The organism is Azospirillum sp. UENF 211521 (assembly GCF_058780535.1).
Window position 1 is genome coordinate 236,518 of record NZ_JBSNCF010000002.1, and the last position, 17,494, is coordinate 254,011.

Annotated in this window: 17 protein-coding genes; 5 read left to right on the forward strand and 12 right to left on the reverse strand. The window is 69.5% G+C overall.

The genetic code is table 11. The features are described 5' to 3' along the window. The first annotated feature begins 27 nt into the window (after window positions 1-27). Window positions 28-768: a TlyA family RNA methyltransferase gene (locus ACWPN5_RS17860; protein ID WP_492296607.1), complete on the forward strand. Its 741-nt coding sequence runs from the start codon at window positions 28-30 to the stop codon at window positions 766-768. Window positions 769-837: 69 nt separating this feature from the next. On the opposite strand, the gene ACWPN5_RS17865 is transcribed toward ACWPN5_RS17860, so the two are convergent. The 11 genes from ACWPN5_RS17865 to ACWPN5_RS17915 form a co-directional block, all read right to left on the reverse strand. Beyond that, window positions 838-2,556, reverse strand: coding sequence for an ABC transporter ATP-binding protein (locus ACWPN5_RS17865; protein WP_492296609.1), 1,719 nt, complete (start codon window positions 2,554-2,556; stop codon window positions 838-840). Between the two features lie 667 nt (window positions 2,557-3,223). Then, entirely contained in the window at window positions 3,224-4,039 is an 816-nt protein-coding gene (locus ACWPN5_RS17870) for an EcsC family protein (protein ID WP_492296611.1), read from the reverse strand. Window positions 4,040-4,304: 265 nt separating this feature from the next. Further along, the gene (locus ACWPN5_RS17875; RefSeq protein ID WP_492296613.1) at window positions 4,305-5,426 is read right to left on the reverse strand and encodes an acetoin dehydrogenase dihydrolipoyllysine-residue acetyltransferase subunit; all 1,122 of its coding nucleotides are present in this window, start codon (window positions 5,424-5,426) and stop codon (window positions 4,305-4,307) included. 30 nt (window positions 5,427-5,456) lie between these two features. Beyond that, a complete protein-coding gene (locus ACWPN5_RS17880) occupies window positions 5,457-6,494 on the reverse strand; it encodes an alpha-ketoacid dehydrogenase subunit beta (RefSeq protein WP_492296615.1) in 1,038 nt (345 codons plus the stop codon). Window positions 6,495-6,521: 27 nt separating this feature from the next. Next, a complete protein-coding gene (locus ACWPN5_RS17885; RefSeq protein WP_432612501.1) occupies window positions 6,522-7,520 on the reverse strand; it encodes a thiamine pyrophosphate-dependent dehydrogenase E1 component subunit alpha in 999 nt (332 codons plus the stop codon). A gap of 38 nt (window positions 7,521-7,558) precedes the next feature. Next, window positions 7,559-8,635 carry an ATP-NAD kinase family protein gene (locus tag ACWPN5_RS17890; RefSeq protein ID WP_492296617.1) on the reverse strand — a complete coding sequence of 359 codons (1,077 nt, stop codon included), beginning with the start codon at window positions 8,633-8,635 and terminating at the stop codon, window positions 7,559-7,561. Window positions 8,636-8,827: 192 nt separating this feature from the next. Then, window positions 8,828-10,765, reverse strand: coding sequence for a sigma-54-dependent Fis family transcriptional regulator (locus tag ACWPN5_RS17895; protein WP_492296619.1), 1,938 nt, complete (start codon window positions 10,763-10,765; stop codon window positions 8,828-8,830). Between the two features lie 320 nt (window positions 10,766-11,085). After that, complete coding sequence (locus ACWPN5_RS17900; RefSeq protein WP_145689820.1) at window positions 11,086-11,334, reverse strand: DUF4167 domain-containing protein; 249 nt, start codon at window positions 11,332-11,334, stop codon at window positions 11,086-11,088. 62 nt (window positions 11,335-11,396) lie between these two features. After that, window positions 11,397-11,705, reverse strand: coding sequence for a hypothetical protein (locus tag ACWPN5_RS17905; RefSeq protein ID WP_145689821.1), 309 nt, complete (start codon window positions 11,703-11,705; stop codon window positions 11,397-11,399). 149 nt (window positions 11,706-11,854) lie between these two features. After that, on the reverse strand, window positions 11,855-12,643 hold the full coding sequence (locus ACWPN5_RS17910; protein ID WP_492296620.1) for an SDR family oxidoreductase: 789 nt from the start codon (window positions 12,641-12,643) through the stop codon (window positions 11,855-11,857). After that, the gene (locus tag ACWPN5_RS17915; RefSeq protein ID WP_492296622.1) at window positions 12,643-12,984 is read right to left on the reverse strand and encodes a nuclear transport factor 2 family protein; all 342 of its coding nucleotides are present in this window, start codon (window positions 12,982-12,984) and stop codon (window positions 12,643-12,645) included. The genes ACWPN5_RS17910 and ACWPN5_RS17915 overlap by 1 nt, the downstream gene beginning before the upstream one ends. A 136-nt stretch (window positions 12,985-13,120) precedes the next feature. On the opposite strand from ACWPN5_RS17915, the gene ACWPN5_RS17920 reads away from it, so the two are divergent. Next, a complete protein-coding gene (locus ACWPN5_RS17920) occupies window positions 13,121-13,477 on the forward strand; it encodes a winged helix-turn-helix transcriptional regulator (RefSeq protein ID WP_200477354.1) in 357 nt (118 codons plus the stop codon). Window positions 13,478-13,541: 64 nt separating this feature from the next. On the opposite strand, the gene ACWPN5_RS17925 is transcribed toward ACWPN5_RS17920, so the two are convergent. Next, window positions 13,542-14,081 (reverse strand): hypothetical protein, encoded by a 540-nt coding sequence (locus tag ACWPN5_RS17925; protein ID WP_492296624.1) that lies wholly within the window; start codon window positions 14,079-14,081, stop codon window positions 13,542-13,544. 316 nt (window positions 14,082-14,397) lie between these two features. Between ACWPN5_RS17925 and ACWPN5_RS17930 the strand changes: the two genes are divergently transcribed. From ACWPN5_RS17930 to ACWPN5_RS17940, 3 genes are read left to right on the forward strand one after another with little or no spacing between them, the layout of a single operon-like run. Further along, window positions 14,398-15,897: a sensor histidine kinase gene (locus ACWPN5_RS17930; RefSeq protein ID WP_492296625.1), complete on the forward strand. Its 1,500-nt coding sequence runs from the start codon at window positions 14,398-14,400 to the stop codon at window positions 15,895-15,897. Next, window positions 15,887-16,336, forward strand: a complete 450-nt coding sequence (locus ACWPN5_RS17935) for a response regulator (RefSeq protein WP_145689827.1) — start codon at window positions 15,887-15,889, stop codon at window positions 16,334-16,336. The genes ACWPN5_RS17930 and ACWPN5_RS17935 overlap by 11 nt, the downstream gene beginning before the upstream one ends. Further along, window positions 16,333-17,373: a sensor histidine kinase gene (locus ACWPN5_RS17940; RefSeq protein WP_492296627.1), complete on the forward strand. Its 1,041-nt coding sequence runs from the start codon at window positions 16,333-16,335 to the stop codon at window positions 17,371-17,373. Before ACWPN5_RS17935 ends, ACWPN5_RS17940 begins: the two co-directional genes overlap by 4 nt. Window positions 17,374-17,494: the final 121 nt, after the last annotated feature.

Genomic DNA, 17,494 nt, shown 5'->3' on the forward strand with positions numbered 1-17,494 from the left:
CACCCTTGTCGACGGGAGAGGTGTGAGATGGCGCGGGTGCGTGCGGATGTGACGCTGGTGGAGCGCGGGCTGGCCGAAAGCCGGGCCAAGGCGCAGGCGTTGATCCTGGCCGGGCTGGTCTACTCCGACACCAAGCGCATCGACAAGGCCGGCGACACGATCGCCGAGGACGCCCCGCTGTCGGTGAAGGGGCAGGACCATCCCTGGGTGTCGCGCGGCGGGCTGAAGCTGGTCAAGGGGCTGGACGTCTTCGGCATCGACCCCACCGGCCTGAACGCCGTCGACGTGGGCGCCTCGACCGGCGGTTTCACCGACGTCCTGCTGAGCCGCGGCGCCGCCAAGGTCTACGCCGTGGACGTCGGGCATGGGCAGCTGGCGTGGAAGCTGCGCAACGACCCGCGCGTGGTCGTCCTTGAGAAGACCAACGCCCGCCACCTGACCAGTGCCGAGATTCCCGATCCCGTCGGCGTCGTGGTGTGCGACGCCAGCTTCATCGGGCTGGAGGTCGTGCTTCCCGCCGCCCTGTCCCTGGCCGTGCCGGGCGCCCGCCTCGTCGCCCTCATCAAGCCGCAGTTCGAGGTCGGCAAGGGCCGGGTCGGGAAGGGCGGGGTGGTGCGCGAGCCGGAACTGCACCAGGAGGTCTGCGACCGCATCCGCGGGTGGCTCGACGCCCTGCCGGGGTGGCGCGTTCTGGACATCACCGAAAGCCCGATCACCGGCCCCGAAGGAAACAAGGAGTTCCTGATCGGGGCGGTGAAGGACCTCTGATCCGGATGGAACCGTAAACCGTTGCGGGACCGCCCCTGCGTCGCACCTTGAGGACAGCGGCCTCCTCCTTCAGCCGCTAACCCGGCGGTTGTGCTCCGGTGCCGATTGCTGCTCGAACAGGCGGCGGTACAGACCGGACGGGCGGTGCAGCAGGGCGGCGTGGGTTCCCTCCTCGACGACGCGACCCTGGTGGAAGACCAGGATGCGGTCCAGGCTGCGGACGGTGGACAGGCGGTGGGCGATGACGAGGGCCGTGCGGCCCTGCATCAGCCGTTCCATCGCCTCCTGGATCAGCGCCTCCGATTCCGAATCCAGGCTGGAGGTCGCCTCGTCGAGGATCAGGACCGGCGCGTCGGCCAGGAAGGCGCGGGCCAGCGCCACCCGCTGACGCTCGCCGCCGGACAGCTTGACGCCGCGCTCGCCGACCAGCGTTGCGTAGCCCTTGGGCAGGCGCGTGATGAAGTCGTGCGCGTTGGCCAGCCGGGCCGCCCGCTCGATCTCCGCCGGCGTCGCCCCGGGGCGGCCATAGGCGATGTTCTCCGCCAGCGAGCGGTGGAACAGGATCGGCTCCTGCGGGACGATGGCGATCTGCGAGCGCAGCGAGGTCTGTGTCGCCCCCGCCACGTCCTGCCCGTCGATCCGGACCTGCCCCCCGGTCACGTCGTACAGCCGTTGGATCAATTTCACGAACGTGGTCTTGCCCGAGCCCGACGGCCCGACCAGCCCGATCCGCTCGCCCGGCCGGATCGTCACCGACAGGTCGCGGTAGAGCGGCGTCGTGTGCCCGCCATACTGGAAGGTGACGCGGTCGAAGCGCACCTCGCCGGCCGTGATGCGCAGGGGCACGGCGTCCGGCCGGTCCTCCACCCCCAGCGGTTCGGCATGGATGTCCACCAACTCCTCCATCTCATTGATCGAGCGCTGGAGGTGATTGATGTGCATGCCGATGTCGCGCAGATAACCATGGACCACGAAATAGGTCGTCAGCACATAGGCGACGTCGCCGGGCGTCGCCTGCCCCCGCCACCACAGCCACAGGGCGGTCGCCACCACGGCGCTGCGGATCAGCAGCAGGACGGCGAGCTGGGCCGTGCTGTGGCGGGTGTGGCGGGTCCAGGTGCGGCTGGTCCGGCGGCTCCATTTTCCGACCACCTGGGCCAGCCGCTCGTCCTCGCGCGGCTCGGCGCCGAACGCCTTCACCACCGCGTTGCAGCCGATGGCGTCGGCGAGCGTGCCGCCGAGCCGTGTGTCCCAGGCGTTGGACAGCCGCGCCGCCGGGGCGATGTAAAGCGTTGCGAAGAGCACGGTCAGCCCGATGTAGACCGTCGTTCCCAGAGCGATGACGAGCCCCATCACCGGCCATTGCAGACCGAGCAGCAGCATCGTTCCCGCCAGCACGACCAGCGATGGCCACAGCGCCAGCAGCAGCGTGTCGTTCAGCGTGTCGAGCGCCCACATGCCGCGCGTGATCTTGCGGACGATGGAGCCGGCGAAGCTGTTGGCGTGCCAGTCGGTCGAGAAGCGCTGGACGCGATGAAAGCTGTCCTGGCCAACGTCGGCCATGATGCGCAGCGTCAACGGGATGACGGCGCTCCAGGCGATGTGGCGCAGCACGACCATGCCGGCGCCGAGTCCGACCATGGCGGCGAAGGCGCCGACGGCGGCGTCGCGCGCCGTCGCACGGTCGTCCGGCAGAAGGGTCAGCGCATCGACCAGACGGCCGGCGAACAGCGGCATGAAGACGTCGGCCAGCGTCGCCAGCGCGATGGTGCCGGCGATCAAGGCCACCAAGGGCTTCCGGCGGCTCCAGTGACGGAAGGTGAAGGCAAGAACGGCGCGGATCGCGCCCGTTCGGCCGGTGCGTTTCAAAACAGCCATAACTCTGTCCGGCGCAGGAACGCGCCGTCTCCACGGCGGGCGGACCATGACGCGGCCATGGCTATGGCGCGATCAGGGCCGGGCGGCGCCGTCCGATGAATGGGAAAAATCGATGACCGTTGCCGGGCCAAAAAGCCCGCGATCGACCCTTGCGGTTGGGCGACCTAACGGTTGACCGGTGCGGGAGATGTCAGCAAGCAGATCGTACGCATGCAGCCTCCCAACTTTCAGAAATAAAACCGGACCGTTTGGATAACAGGCTTTGCGGAGCGCGCCAATACGCCTTTTGTAATAGTTGGGCTGCGCCGTCGGACTGCACCCCCGGACCGCGTCACGAGCGTCGGAGGGGAACCCTTTGCACAGCAAAGGGTTGATGTCGCGCTACGGGTCGCGTCAATCGGGCATGGTGGTAGCGGTGAACAGCGGGATTTTCCCGATTTCTCCCGTTGGCCAACGAAACGGCAGGCGAGCATCTGTCCCACCCGACCCGTAGCTTTTCCCTTTCCGGCCGGCATGCTCGCGGCGACAGGGCCGAAGCGAAGGCGGGTCGCGACGCCGGCCTCCGCGACCGGCCGGCTCAGGCCCTTGCTGTCTTCCGTTCGCGCACGATCGAGCTGAAGCAGGATCGCACCAGGTCGCGATCGTGCTTCAGCTCGATCGGACGGAGTGTGAACAGGACGCTCGCCATCGCCTGGTAGAATTGCATGTAGGACCAGTTCAGCCCGGCGCCGAGGACGGCGCCGGTGATGGGAACGGCCTGCAGCGCGACCTTCGGCACCACCGCGCCGGTGTAGCGGACGGCGACACGGGTGATGACGTCGGCCAGTTCCATGGTGCCCATGCGGGTGGCCAAACCGACGGCGCCGACACGGGTGGCGAAGAACGCGAGGTCCGCGTCATCGTCCTCGTCGAGCGGTCCCCCGTAGGCGAACGCCTCCAGGCAGGTGGCCTGCACGTCGACATCATCGAGGTTCGCGCCTTTCGAGCGGGCGACGTCGGCGATCGACCGCAGGATGGTGACCGTGGTGACCGGCAGCTCCACCAGCACCGCCGGCAAGCCGAAGAATCCGCTGATGCCACCGGACACGGCGGCCAGCGCGCCGTACCACCGGCTCGACGCCTCGCGTCCGGCCTCCTTGTCCATCCCGCTCAGCGCGGCCTGCTGCGCGTACTCCAGCGCCTCCCGCACCTTGTCGGTCACCACCTGCCTGAAGCCTTCCGGCAGTCTGTCGAGACCCTGCTCGATGGTGCTCCCCAGGGTCGTCATCAGGGTGATCAGCGCGCCCTGCGCGGCGAGATACTCGTCAGCCGCGCGGACCAGGGTGTCGTACTCATCGTCGCTGAGCAGAGCGCAGGCGTTGGTCTGGCGGGCAAGCATGGCGCCTTGCGGCATCGTACATCCTCCACACGATCGGGGGTGTTGGACAACGACGCGATCCCACACCGGGTTCCGCCATCATAGCCGGACCGGACGTCTCCTGCTCGCCGCCCGCCGCTGCGCGCCGTCGACCGGTGCAACGGAACCTCGCGGGCCGTGGGTTCGTCCCCCTCGGCCCGCGAAAGCGCTTCGCCATACTGATGGTGCCCCGCTCAATTCCGTTCGGTGTCGGCGCCGAAGGGACCAGCGGGAGTGGGGCGCGTCGTTCACCGTCCGCCGATCACTGTACGCCGATGTGCTCCTTCAACAACGCGTTCACCGTGCCGGCGGCCTCCATCTGCACCATGTGGCCGGCGTTCGGAATGACCTCCGCACGGGCGTTGGAGCCGAGCGCCGTCGCGTGCGCCGCGGGGATGATGCGGTCCTGCCCGCCCCACACCACCAGCGTGGGCTTGCCCGCGGCGGCCACCGCCCCGTGCAGGACACCGGCCTGGGCGCCGCCGTCGAACAGGGCCGCGGACAGCGCCCGCAGCGCGCCGTCCACGCCGTCCAGGCGCTTGTATTTCAGGACGTCCTCGGTCATCTGGCGGCTGACGAGGCCGGGGTCGGCGAACAGGGTCTCCAGCACCGGCTTCAGGTCGCGCCGTCCCGTGGCCGCGATGAAGCCCTGGATGTAGGCGTGGTTGATCTCCGGGCCCAGACCGGCCGAGGCGATGAGGGACAGCGACGCCACGCGGTCCGGCGCGTCGAGCGCCGTCCGCATCGACACCGCCCCGCCCATGGAATGGCCGACCAGATGGGCCGGGCCGATGCCCACCGTGTCCATGAAGCCGCGCAGGGCCGCCGACAGGCCGGCCAGCGTCGGGTCGGCCACCGCCTTGGTGGACTGGCCGTGGCCGGGCAGGTCCAGCGCATAGACCGTGGCGCCCTCGGCGAGCGCATCGATGGTGAACAGCCAGTTGTCGAGATCGCCGCCGAAGCCGTGGACCAGCAGCACCGTCGGCCCGCCGTCCCCACGCTTGGCGTAACGGAGCGTGCCGGCCGGCGTCTCGGCGAAGAGGTAGCGGGGGGCGGCCTCCGCCTCCGCGCCGTCGTCGCCCTTGGGCACGGCGTAGCCGGCGACGAAGGCGTCCACCTCGGTTTCCGGCACGTCGGGGTCGGCCAGCACGGCGATCAGCGCTTTCACCGGATAGACGTTCCCCGGTTCGGCCAGCACGCGGCGCAGCGTGCCGGCCTCGCCGGCCTCCACCACGTTGGTGATCTTGTCGGTCTCGACCTCCAGCAGATCGTCGCCGACGGCGATGGTCGATCCCGGCTGCTTCAGCCAGCCGGTGATCTTGCCCTCCGACATGGACAGGCCCCACTTCGGCATGACGATGGGCTTGATGCGCTCATTCTGCATGAACCGTGCTCCAGATCAGGCCGCGATGGGTCAGGCCGCGATGCTGCGCGGCGACGTGCCGGTGGGCGACAGCGTCCGCCGCACCGCCTCGGCGATGGATTGCGCGTTCGGGATGTAGAGGTCCTCCAGCACCGGGGAGAAGGGCACCGGCACGTGCGGCGCCGTCACCATCTGCACGCCGGCCTTCAGCGCGCCGAAGGCGTTCTGGCCGACGAAGGCGGCGACGTCCGACGCGATGCTGCAGCGCGGATGCGCCTCGTCCACCACCACCAGCCGGCCGGTGCGCTCCACGCTGTCGATGATGGTGTCCCAGTCGATGGGCGACAGGGTGCGCAGGTCGACGACCTCCGCCTCCACCCTGTCCCTGGCGAGCGTCTCCGCGGCCTCCATGGCGCGGTGGACGGTCAGGCCGTAGCTGACGATGGTCACGTCGCCGCCGTCGCGCAGCACGTTCGCCTCGCCGAAGGGGATGGCGTAGGATTCCGCCGGCACGTCGCATTCCAGGCCGTACAGGTTCTTGTGCTCGCAGAAGATCACCGGGTCGTTGTCGCGGATCGACTGGATCAGCAGGCCTTTGGCGTCGTAGGCGTTGGACGGGCAGACCACCTTCACGCCCGGGATGTGGGTGAAGACCGGGGTCAGCATCTGCGAGTGCTGGGCAGCCGCGCGGAAGCCGGCGCCGACCATGGCGCGGATGACCACCGGCGTTTCCGCCTTGCCGCCGAACATGTAGCGGAACTTGGCCGCCTGGTTGAAGATCTGGTCGAAGCAGACGCCCATGAAGTCGATGAACATCAGCTCCGCCACCGGGCGCAGCCCGCAGGTCGCCGCCCCGATGGCCGCTCCGACATAGGCGGATTCCGACAGCGGCGTGTCCATCAGCCGGTCGCCGTGCTTGGCGTACAGCCCCTTGGTGACGCCCAGCACACCGCCCCAGGCGTCATCCTCGCCGGGTGATCCGGTGCCGCCCACGATGTCCTCGCCCATGACGACCACGCTCGGGTCGCGGGTCATCTCCAGGTCCAGCGCTTCGTTGATCGCCTGCTTCATGCTGATTTTGCGCGCCATGATGCGTTCCTCCGTTTCGCAGGCTGGTCAGTAGGAGACGTAGACGTCGGTCAACAGGTCGGCCGGGCCGGGCAGCGGGGCGGCCTTGGCCGAGCGGACGGCGTCCTCGATCAGCTCCGTCGCCTCCTTGTCGATGGCCTCCAGCTCGGCGCGGGAGACGACGCCGGCCTCGATCACGCGCTCGGCGAACATCCTGATGCAGTCGCGGCTGGCGCGGATCGCCTCCACCTCGCCCTTCGCCCGGTAGGTCTGGGCGTCGCCTTCGAAATGGCCGAAGAAGCGGACCATGTTGCATTCCAGCAGCGCCGGCCCGCCGCCCTCGCGCGCGCGCCGGATGATCTCTCCGGCCGCCTCGTACACGGCGAAGAAGTCGGTGCCGTCCACCGTGACGCCCGGCAGGCCGAAGCCGCTGGCCCGGTCGATGTAGGAGTCCACCGCCACCGCCCAGTTGCGGGACGTGGATTCGGCGTAGCCGTTGTTCTCCACCACGAAGATGGCCGGCAGGTTCCACACCGCGGCGAGGTTCAGGCTTTCCAGGAAGGTGCCCTGGTTGGACGCGCCGTCGCCGACGAAGCTGATGCCGACCCCGCCGTCGCCGCGCACCTTGGCGGCCAGCGCCGCGCCGCAGGCCAGCGGGGCGCCGGCTCCGAGAATCCCGTTCGCGCCCATCATGCCCTTGGACAGGTCCGCGATGTGCATCGACCCGCCCTTGCCCCGGCAGGCGCCGGTGGAACGGCCGTAGATCTCCGCCATCATCTCGTGCACGTCCACGCCCTTGGCGATGCAGTGGCCGTGGCCGCGGTGGGTGGAGGCGATGCGGTCGCTGTCCTTCAGGTGCATCATGATGCCGGCGGCGCTGGCCTCCTCGCCGGCGTAGAGATGCACGAAACCGGGGATGTCCCCCTTGGCGAAGTCGATGTGCAGCCGCTCCTCGAACTCGCGGATCGTCCGCATGATCCGATAGGCTTTCAGCAGGTCGTCGCGGCTCAAGGGAAACGGTCCCTGGGAAGCAAGATCGTCGGTCACGGTGTTTCTCCCCTTTTTGGTTTCGAGAGGGCTGGTTTTTAAAGGGCGGCCTTGGAAAGCGTGGCCGGGGCGGGCGCGGGGACGCCGGCCAGCAGCCGGTTCTGGGCGGCGAACCGCATGCAGCCGCCCACGTCGACGGTGCGGAAGGCGTCGTCCCGCAACGTCAGGGACACGCGGTCGCGCGCCGAGAAGGAGACCTCGCGCTCGCCATCCAGCGCGATGGAGCCTGCCTTCACCTCCGGCACGAAGGGCACGCCGGCCGGCATGCGGCGCCAGTCGGTGACGCCGACCGCGGTGACCATCCCCGGCGCGATGGGCGCGCGCAACTCGGTCCGGTAGGTGCCGGCCTGCCGCTGCGCGGGTGTGGCGAGGCGGACCATCAGCCCGCCGCTCTCGTCGCGGGCGACCGGTTCCAGCAGGCCGGCGATGGCGGACATGCCGATCACCTCCGGATCGGCGAAGGTCACGAACAGCTCCCGGAAATTCTCCGTCCGGTAAAGCGCGCGGGCGCCGATGTAGCGCTCCGTCACCAGCGCCACGTCCACCAGCGCGATCTCCCGCACATCGCCGCCGTTGACGCAGACGTCGATGCGCTTGTTCATGGAAAAGGCGATGGGGGCGGGCACTTGGCCGGTCACGGCCAGCCCGGTCGCCAGCCCGGTGATGGTCGGCTCCCGGTGTTCGGGGAAGGCGTTGTTGGTGCCGGTGGAGATGCCGGCGATCGGCACGTCGCCGCAATGGGTCGCCACGGCGCGGTGCGTGCCGTCGCCGCCGAGCACGACGATGGCGGCCACGCCGGCCTGCCGCATGGCCGCGGCGGCCCGATGGGTGTCGGCCACGGTGCCGGTCACCGGCATGTCCACGAGGTGGATGGCGGGATAGGGCGCGTCGCCGTGCGCGCGGGCGCGGGCGACGCCGCGCTCCACATGGCCGCGGATGCCGCCCTGTTCCGGCATCATCAGGGCGTCGCTCACCCCGCAGGCGCGGAGCGCGGCCAGGACGCGCAGGACGATGTTCGCCCGATCCGTGATCTGCAGGCTCGCCGCGTTGGCGACGACCCGGCGTATGTCACGGGCGGAGACTGGATTGGCGATGATGCCGACAACGGGAACCACGCTGCAGTCCCTCCCAGCTTCTGCGTCGGTGAGCGCATTGCAGGGGGCGTGCCACTTTGTTTGTGGTGCGGATTGTCTCTGAAGTCGCGGAACTTCGGCCGGGTGGGGCGGGGTGGTGTTGCACGACCCGCCGCAGGCGGGTGCCACAGGTGTTGCATCGGTGGAGCGCCCACCCCGGAGGGGGGAAGGGTTTCAGGCCCGATGCGGCGCCACGATCCCATGGCGGCGCATCTGACGGTGGACGGTCGAGCGGTCCACGCCCAGGTCGCGCGCCACCGCCGACACGTTCCAGTGCTGCCGGCGCAGCGCCTCGCGCAGACGGTCGGCCTGATCGTCCCCCGCCGTGGGGGAGGACGATGGCAGGGCGTCGGCCGGCCAGGCCTCGAACTCGCCGCTGCGATGGACCGGGTCGGGCAGGTCGTCCAGCGCGATCATTCCATCCGCGCAGACGGCGCAGGCGTAGTCGAGCACGTTCACCAGTTCCCGCACGTTGCCGGGCCAGCTGTGGGCACGCAACGCCGCCAGCGCCGGAGCGGTGATGACGAAGCCGATGCCCTCGCGGTCCACCCGCTCGGCCAGCAGGCGGTCGATCAGCCAGTCGAGGTCGCCGCGCTGGCGCAACGGCGGCAGGGTGAAGACGGCGCCGTTCAGGCGGAAATACAGGTCGTCGCGGAAGGCGCCGGCCTTCACGAGGTCGACCAGATTGCGGTGCGTCGCCGCGATCACACGCACGTCCACCGACACGGCCCTGGTCCGGCCGACCGGAGTCACCTCCCGCTCCGCCAGCACGCGCAGCAGCCGGGTCTGCGAGGACAGCGGCATGTCGCCGATCTCGTCCAGGAACAGGGTGCCGCCGTCCGCCTCCAGCACCAGCCCTTTCTTGCCGCGCGCCGCCGCGCCGGTGAAGGAGCCGGCCTCGTGCCCGAACAGCTCGCTTTCGATCAGCGATTCCGGCAGGGCGGCGCAGTTCACGGCGACGAAGGGCTTTCCGGCGCGGACGCTGGCCCGGTGCAGAGCCTTGGCGAAATGCTCCTTGCCGGTTCCGGTCTCGCCGTGGATCAGCAGGCTCATGCGCGTGTTCACCAGCTTCGCGGCCCGCACCAGCATGGACGTCAGGGCGGGATCGCCGCCCGACACGGCCTGGAGGGGCGCCGGCAGGTTCGTTTCCTCGACGGGGCGCGGGCGCGGCACGGTGATGGCCGGCGGCGGCATCGCCTGGGCGAAGAGGGGGGTGCCGCAGCGCTTCAGCCGCAGCGTGCGCTGGTCGGACGGCATGGACCGCACGAACCGCAGGAGGTCGTCGACCTCCGCGTCGAAGACGTCGGAGAAGGACCGGCCGAGCAGCGGCGCGGCGCCGGTCTCGCCCTGGGCCAGCACCCGGCGGGCGCGGTTGTTGAAACCGATGATCCGGCCGGCGCCGTCCAGCGCGACGACCAGATCCGGATCGACCTCCGCGAACTCCTGCGAGGAGGAGAGCTTGACCACCCAGTCCCGCCGGAAGTTGTTGTAGAGGTTGGCCGTTTCGATCTTGTGCGCGTAGCCGCGGACCATCTGCAACGCCAGATGCTGGCTGATCTTCGGCTCCGGCGAGCGCAGGGCGGAGATGTCCAGCACCGCCGCCAACTCCCCGCCGCTGTCGTAGACGGGGGAGGCCGTGCAGGTCAGGCCGATGTGGGTGGCGTCGAAATGGTCGGTCTGGTGAACGGTCAGCGGCTCGCCCGTCGCGATGCAGGTGCCGACGGCGCAGGTGCCGGCGCGCCCCTCGTTCCAGTCGGCCCCCAGATACAGCCCGGCGTGGCGCAGGTGGTCGTCGAAGGTCGGGTCGCCGATGAAATCCACGGTGATGCCGTTGCTGTCGGTCAGCAGCAGCACATAGCCCATGCCCGCCACCTGCCGGTACAGCGCCTCCAGCCCGAAGCGGGCCATACGCAGGAACTCGTCCATCGCGTCGCGGTGCACGCGCAGACGCTCGTTCGGCAGAATGTAGGCCTCGCGCGCGACGGCCGGGTCGAGCTTGTGGTCGGCCACGCAGCGGCGCCAGGACTCCTGGATGATCGAGTCACGCCTGGACCCAACCCCTTCGGAGACTCGCAGCAGCTCGTCGATGTGCGCCGTCCGCGCGCTGTCCATCGTCGATCCTCCCCGATCGGCCTTGCCAAGTCGGTCTTGCCAAAATCGGTCTTGCCAAAACCGGCTTCGATTGGTTTTGCAAACCAACATTTTGGCCGCGATGGTACCAACGCGCTCGGGCTTGGCGCAACGTGTGCAAAAGCATCATTCGAGGGCGGACAAATGCGGGGGCGAGACGCGCGTGCCCCGGAAACCCCCGCCGCGTCCATCAAAGGGCGCGCCCCCCCTTCGCTCCAACCCCCTTCGCTCCAACCCCCTTCGCTCCAACTATGGCGGGCGCGGACACCTTCACGGTCTCAGGTCAGCGGATCGGGCCGGTCTTACAAGCGGTCGTGGGCCACGCGGAACCAATGCTCCGCGTGCTGGCGGCAGGTTTCGGCTTCGACGGCGTCGCCGGCCCGCTCGGCGTCGTCGGCGCGGGCCAGCCACTGGGCGTGCTTCTGCTGGGCGGAGCCGTTCACCTTCGGTTGGGTGTGCGCCGGGGCTCCGGAAGCGGTCTGCCGCCGGGCCGGCTTGCCGATCCGCGGTTGCCGACGGGCCCGATCACCCGCCGGATTGTCAAAAGGCATGAAGGTCGATCCTTGGATGGTCAGCGGACCGCGAACAGGAGCGAAGGATCATCCCCGAACGCTCAATCCTGGTTTTCTCTCGTCACGCTGGAAAACGCTCGGAAAGCTTCGGTCACATCATTCATGACCTGCGGGAAGAACGCAACGCGGCCGGCGAGCGGGCCCTCGCTGATCGCGGTGGGGCGGGGGAGCGGGCGCGGCAGGGGCAGCGGCTTGCCGGGGTCCCGCTCGTCGGCACGGGGCGGTTCGTAGAAGTGGAGGGCGAGTTGGCCGTTGGGCTCGGCGGCGTAAGGCAGGCCGGGCTCGGTCCGGCGTTCCGCGCCGGGAAAGACATACTGATCGCCCTGGGCGGTCCTTTCCGTCAGCGGCATCCAAGACACCCCTTCGCCCGTTGAAGCCCCGCTCAACCTATCAGCATTCCGCCGGTCCGCTCCAGCGAATACGGTGTACGGTCGATTGTGGAGCGTCGCGCGCCGGCGGCGGGGCTGTCCGCCCGGCCACCGGTGTGGGGCGGGGCGGATCAGACCGTCGGGATCGTTCCGCCGTCGATGACATGCTCCGCGCCGTGGATCGCGGACGCGCGGTCCGAGGCCAGGAAGGCGATGAGTTCCGCGACCTCCTCAGGCCGGGCCGGGCGCCCGAGCGGGATGCCCCCAAGCGCGTCCAGAACGCTTTGCCGCGCGGTCTCGGGTGTTCCGCCGGTGCTGGCCGCGATGCGGGCCATCAGCGCGTCGGCGGCCTCCGTGTAGATCCACCCCGGCGAGACGACGTTCACCCGCACCCCCTTGGGGCCGACTTCCTTCGACAGCGCCTTGCTGTAGGTCGTCAGTGCCGCTTTGGCGGCCGCATAGGCGGTCGTGGAATCATGGAGCGGCAGCCGGCGCTGGATGGATGAGACGTGGATGACCGCGCCGTTGCCGCGGCTGATCATCGGCGGAAGCAGGGCTCGATCGAGCCGCACCGCGGCGAACAGGTTCAGGTCAAGCTCGGCCCGCCAATGATCGTCCGTCAGCGCGGCGAAGCCGCCGCCGGGGGATGCGGAGCCCCCCAGGACATGCACGAGCACGTCGACGCCGCCAAGGATGTCCATGGCCGCCTCGGCGAGCGTCCGGACGCCTTCCGGAGTGGTCAGGTCCGCTTCCACCAACCGTGCGCCCGCCGGATCGCCGGCACCGTGGCGCGCCGCCGTCAGGACTTGGGCCCCGCCCGCGACGAATCTCTGGACGGTCGCCCGGCCGGTGCCCTTGGTTCCGCCGGTGACAACGACACGGCGCCCCTGGAACTCGAGGGGATCGATGCGGGCGGCCATCACGCGATCGCCAGAGCGACGATCGCCCCGTCCTCGAGCTGGAAGCGGAAGGTGAAGCGGATCGGGCTTCCCTTGAAATCGCCCGAGGTCACGCCGTCCACCGCGATCCGGCCATCCTCGTCGCGCCAGGACTCGGGGGTGAAGATCGCCCGGCTGCCGAGAATCGCCGTGCGGATCCAGGTCTTGAGCTGTTCGCGTCCTTCATGCCGCCCGCCATCGTCGAGGACGACCGCCTGCGGTGCGAAGGCCGCGAGCATGCCGTCGGCGTCGAGACGGGCGTTGGCCGCGACATAGTCGGCGACCGCCGCGGGCAGGTCAGCCGGGGGAAGATCATGGGCCATGGGCTCTCTCCGGGAATGTGTTGCGACGGAGAGAGGGTGCTATTAAGCTTTCGGGATGACAAGAACCGACGAAAAAGTAAGGTACTTACCGGAAGGTAAGCGTGCGTCCTACACGGCGCGGTCGGCGGCCCAGAGCGTGCAGAACGTGCTCCGGGTCCTGGAGGGCCGGTGGAAGCTGGTGATCCTGTTCCAGCTGTTCGGCGGTCAGGTGCGGCGCTTCTCCGATCTTGAGAGGGCCATCCCCGGCATTTCCCAGAAGATGTTGATCCAGCAGCTTCGCCAGCTCGAAAACGACGGCGTGGTCGGGCGCATCGTTCATCATCAGGTCCCGCCGAAGGTCGAGTATCACCTGACGGAGTGGGGCCAGTCCCTGTGCCCGGCGCTTGACGCGCTGCTGGTCTGGGCGGAGGGCGCCCCCGCCGGCCTTCGGTCGCAACTCATCCAGGAAGGGCAGGAGGGCGACGCGCAAAAGCCGGAAGCCGACGCCACATAGTGGGCGCCGGTCCCGGACGTCGCCTCGTCCGGCCGAAGCCTCCATCCCCAGGCGGACTCGGCCGTCAGACGCTCGAGGCCGTCCAGGCGGTGCTGCCGTGCTGGGTGGAGCGCTGACCGCCCGTCGCCACGGCACGGCTGACGATCTCGCCGTCGAGATTGATGAAATAGTCCGCGGTGCGCACGAGTTGCTCCGGCGTCAGACCGTTGGCCCTCAGCTCCTCCCACATCTTGGCCATCTCATGTTCCGGCCGGCCGAGATAGGAGTCGGTGATGCGGTCCATCAGCTTCTGCTGGTCGGCCGTCACATAGGGCATGTAGCCGCGGTCGTTGACGGGCAGCGCCATCTGGAACGCCGGCGGGTCGCTGGTCCGGTTCCGGACGACCTTGTCCCGTTCGCTCTTGTAGGCGGCCAGCTCCTTCTGCATGCGGGCGATCTCGTCGCTCTCGGCCGATGCGGCCGAAGGGGCCGGCGGATCGGAGGCGTTCGCCGACAGCAGGTCCGAGAAGCTGGGCGCGCCGGTGGATGGGCCGGCGCCGGGCGTCCGGCTCCGGTCCGGGACGGCCGCGGGACCGGCGGTCGGATGAGTCCCAAGGATTTGCACATTCCCCTCCATCACGGTTCATGGGCGTTGTCGGTGGAGGAGGGAATAGCAAAGGTTGTGCCATGCCCGCGCCGCGCCGGAAAAGCCGCATATGCCGTCCGCAGGCCGTCCGGCGAGCGTCAAGTGGCGGATTCGCTCGACTTGCGCGTGATCGGACTTTGCCCATGGGCACAATTTGCCCGGCGGAGGAGGATTGGTGAGGGAACCGGTCGTGACGCCGCAGGATCGGCAACGTTTTGGTGCAACCCAAATTGCCAAGCGCGTGCCGACTTGCTATAGGTCCCCACCCCCTTCCGCTGGTGGACGGCCGTCCGCGATGCACACGTTCAGCACCACCGTCACCCGGCGCGCCCTTCTGATGCTGCTCGCCGCCGCGTTGACGCTGTTGGGGATCGTCGCGATGTCGGGATGGCTGGCCGAGAGCGCGCGGGAATTCTCGGGGGCCGTTGGCCGCACGACCGCGTTGCGGGTCGCCGCCGGGACGCTGCTCAGCCAGCTGCAGGACGCCGAGGTCGGTCAGCGCGGGTATCTGCTCACCGAGGATCGCCGGTATCTCAAGCCCTACGAAGCCGCCGTCACCGCGGTCGACGCCACGATCGCCCGGCTGCACGACCTTGCCGACGGGGATGCCGACGAGTTGCGCATCGTCGACCGCCTCGCCGTCCTCGCCGCCGCCAAACGGGAGGAGCTGGCGCAGACCATCGCGCTGATGGAGGCCGGCCGCCGGGACGAGGCGCTGTCCGTCGTGCGCACCGGCCATGGCATGATGCTGATGGACGACGCCCGGCGCTCGCTCGCCGATCTGATCACCCCCGCCGATGCGCAGCTCGACAGCCAGCTCGCCGCCCTCATCGGGCAGGTCCGTGCATCGGGTTGGGTGGCCAATCTGGGCGGCCTGTTCATCGTGCTGGTCGTCGGCGGCGCCGTCTGGATCGCCATCCGCTACACGCGCGACCTCATGCGGGCGCAGCACGCGATCCAGGCGCTCAACGATTCCCTGGAACAGCGCGTCTCCGAGCGCACGATGGAGCTGCAACGCGCCAACGGCGAGATCCAGCGCTTCGCCTACATCGTCAGCCACGACCTGCGCGCGCCGCTGGTGAACGTGATGGGCTTCACCGGCGAATTCGAGGCGGGGCTGGCGAGCATGCGCGCCCACCTTGACCGCCTGCCGCGGGACGGCGGCGACACCGTGGCGTCGGAGGCGCGCCGGGCGGTGGAGGAGGACCTGCCGGAGGCCATCGGCTTCATCCGTGCCTCGACGACGAAGATGGACCGGCTGATCAACGCCATCCTCGCCCTGGCGCGCCAGGGCGGCCGGGCGATGAACCCGGAACCGGTCTCCATGCGGGCGCTGCTGGACGCCGTGGTCGCCAGCCTCCGCCATCAGGCCGGCGAGCAGCGCTGCGCCATCGCCATCGAGGGGCTCCTGCCGGTCCTGATGGCCGATCGGCTCGCCCTGGAGCAGGTGTTCGGCAACCTGCTCGACAACGCGATCAAGTATCTCGATCCGGCGCGGCCGGGACGGATCGTCGTCCGCGGACGGGCCGACGAGGATCGCCTGCTTTTCGAGGTCGCCGACAACGGGCGCGGAATTGCGCCGCAGGATCACGAGCGGATCTTCGAGCTGTTCCGCCGGTCCGGCGCTCAGGACCGGCCGGGGGAGGGGATCGGGCTGGCCTATGTGCGGACGCTGGTCCGGCGCCTGCAGGGCGACGTCACCGTCGAATCGGTTCCTGGACAGGGCAGCGCCTTTCGCATAAGCCTTCCCAAAGCCCTTGCCCTGCCATCGGAGGCACCCGCTCATGGCGCATGACACCCAGTCGATGCGCATCGTCATGATCGAGGACGATGAGGGGCATGCCCGGCTGATCGAGAAGAACATCCGGCGGACCGGCGTCACCAACGACATCGTTCCCTTCGCCGACGGCACCAGCGCGCTGGCCTATCTGTTCGGCGCGGACGGAAGCGGGCGGGAGAGCATGGGGCGGGCGCTTCTCATCCTTCTCGACCTGAATCTTCCCGACATGACCGGGATCGACATCCTGGCCCGCCTCAAGGCCAACCCCCACACCCGGCGCTTTCCGGTCGTCGTGCTGACCACCACCGACGACCTTCAGGACATCCGGCGCTGCTACGACATCGGGGCCAACGTCTACATCACCAAGCCGGTGAACTACGACAGCTTCGCCGACGCGATCCGGAAACTGGAACTGCTCTTTTCCGTCATGCAGATCCCCGGGGCGGAAGCATGAGCGACCCGACCGTCCGCATCCTCTACATTGACGACGACGTCGCCATGGCGCGGCTGGTGCAGCGCAGGCTCGAACGGCGCGGCTACGCCGTGGAATGGGCGAAGGACGGCTGGGAGGGGTTGGCGCGGCTGGACCAGGGCGGCATCGCGGTGGTCGGCCTGGACCACGAGATGCCGGGGGCGACCGGGCTGGACATCCTGCCCGGCCTGCTGTCGCGCGAGGACGCGCCGCCGGTCATCTATGTCACGGGCGCCGGCGACACACGGGTGGCCGTCGCGGCGCTGAAGGCCGGCGCGGACGATTACGTCCCCAAGGAGGCCGGCGACGGATTCTTCGACCTGCTGGTGGCGGCCATCGAGCAGGCCCGGGAGAAGGCGCATCTGCGCCGGGAGCGGGAGCGTGCGGAGCGCGAGGTGCGCGCCGCGCGGGACCGCGCGGAGTTGCTGCTGCGCGAGGTCAACCACCGCGTCGCCAACAGCCTCGCCATGGTCGGCGCCTTCATCCAGATGCAGCAATCCGACCTGTCCGACCCCGAGGCCCGCGCCGCGCTGCAGGAGACCCAGGCGCGCATCGTCGCGATCGCCGGCATCCACCGGAGCCTCTACACCTCCGACGATGTGCGCTCCGTCCGGCTCGACCTCTATCTGGAAACGCTTCTCGCCGGGATGCACACCGCGATGGCGTCCCGGCGCCCGGACCGTTTCATCGTCGCCGCCGACGCGGTGTCGGTGCCGACCGATCAGGCCGTGTCGCTGGCGGTGATCGTGACCGAGCTGGTCACCAACGCCTGCAAATACGCCTATCCGGATGGCCAGACCGGCAGCATCCGCGTCCGGGCCACGGCCGCCGACGGGGCTCTGTCGGTGAGCGTGGAGGATGACGGCGTCGGTTTCCGCAATGGCGACGCTCCGCGTGGAACCGGCCTCGGCACGCGGATCGTCCAGGCGATGACGGCCAGCCTGGGGGCGCGGTTGGCCTATGACCGCAAGCAGGCCGGCACCTGGGTGACGCTGACGATGCCGCTGCCGACGCCGTGACGGCGGCCCGCAGGGTCCTGAGCCTCAGGCGGCACTGATGCCGGGATTGCGGCCCATGTCCTGGACCGCCGTGGCCACCACCGCACCGACCAGCGCGCCGGAATTCCTGCTGCGCAGCGGC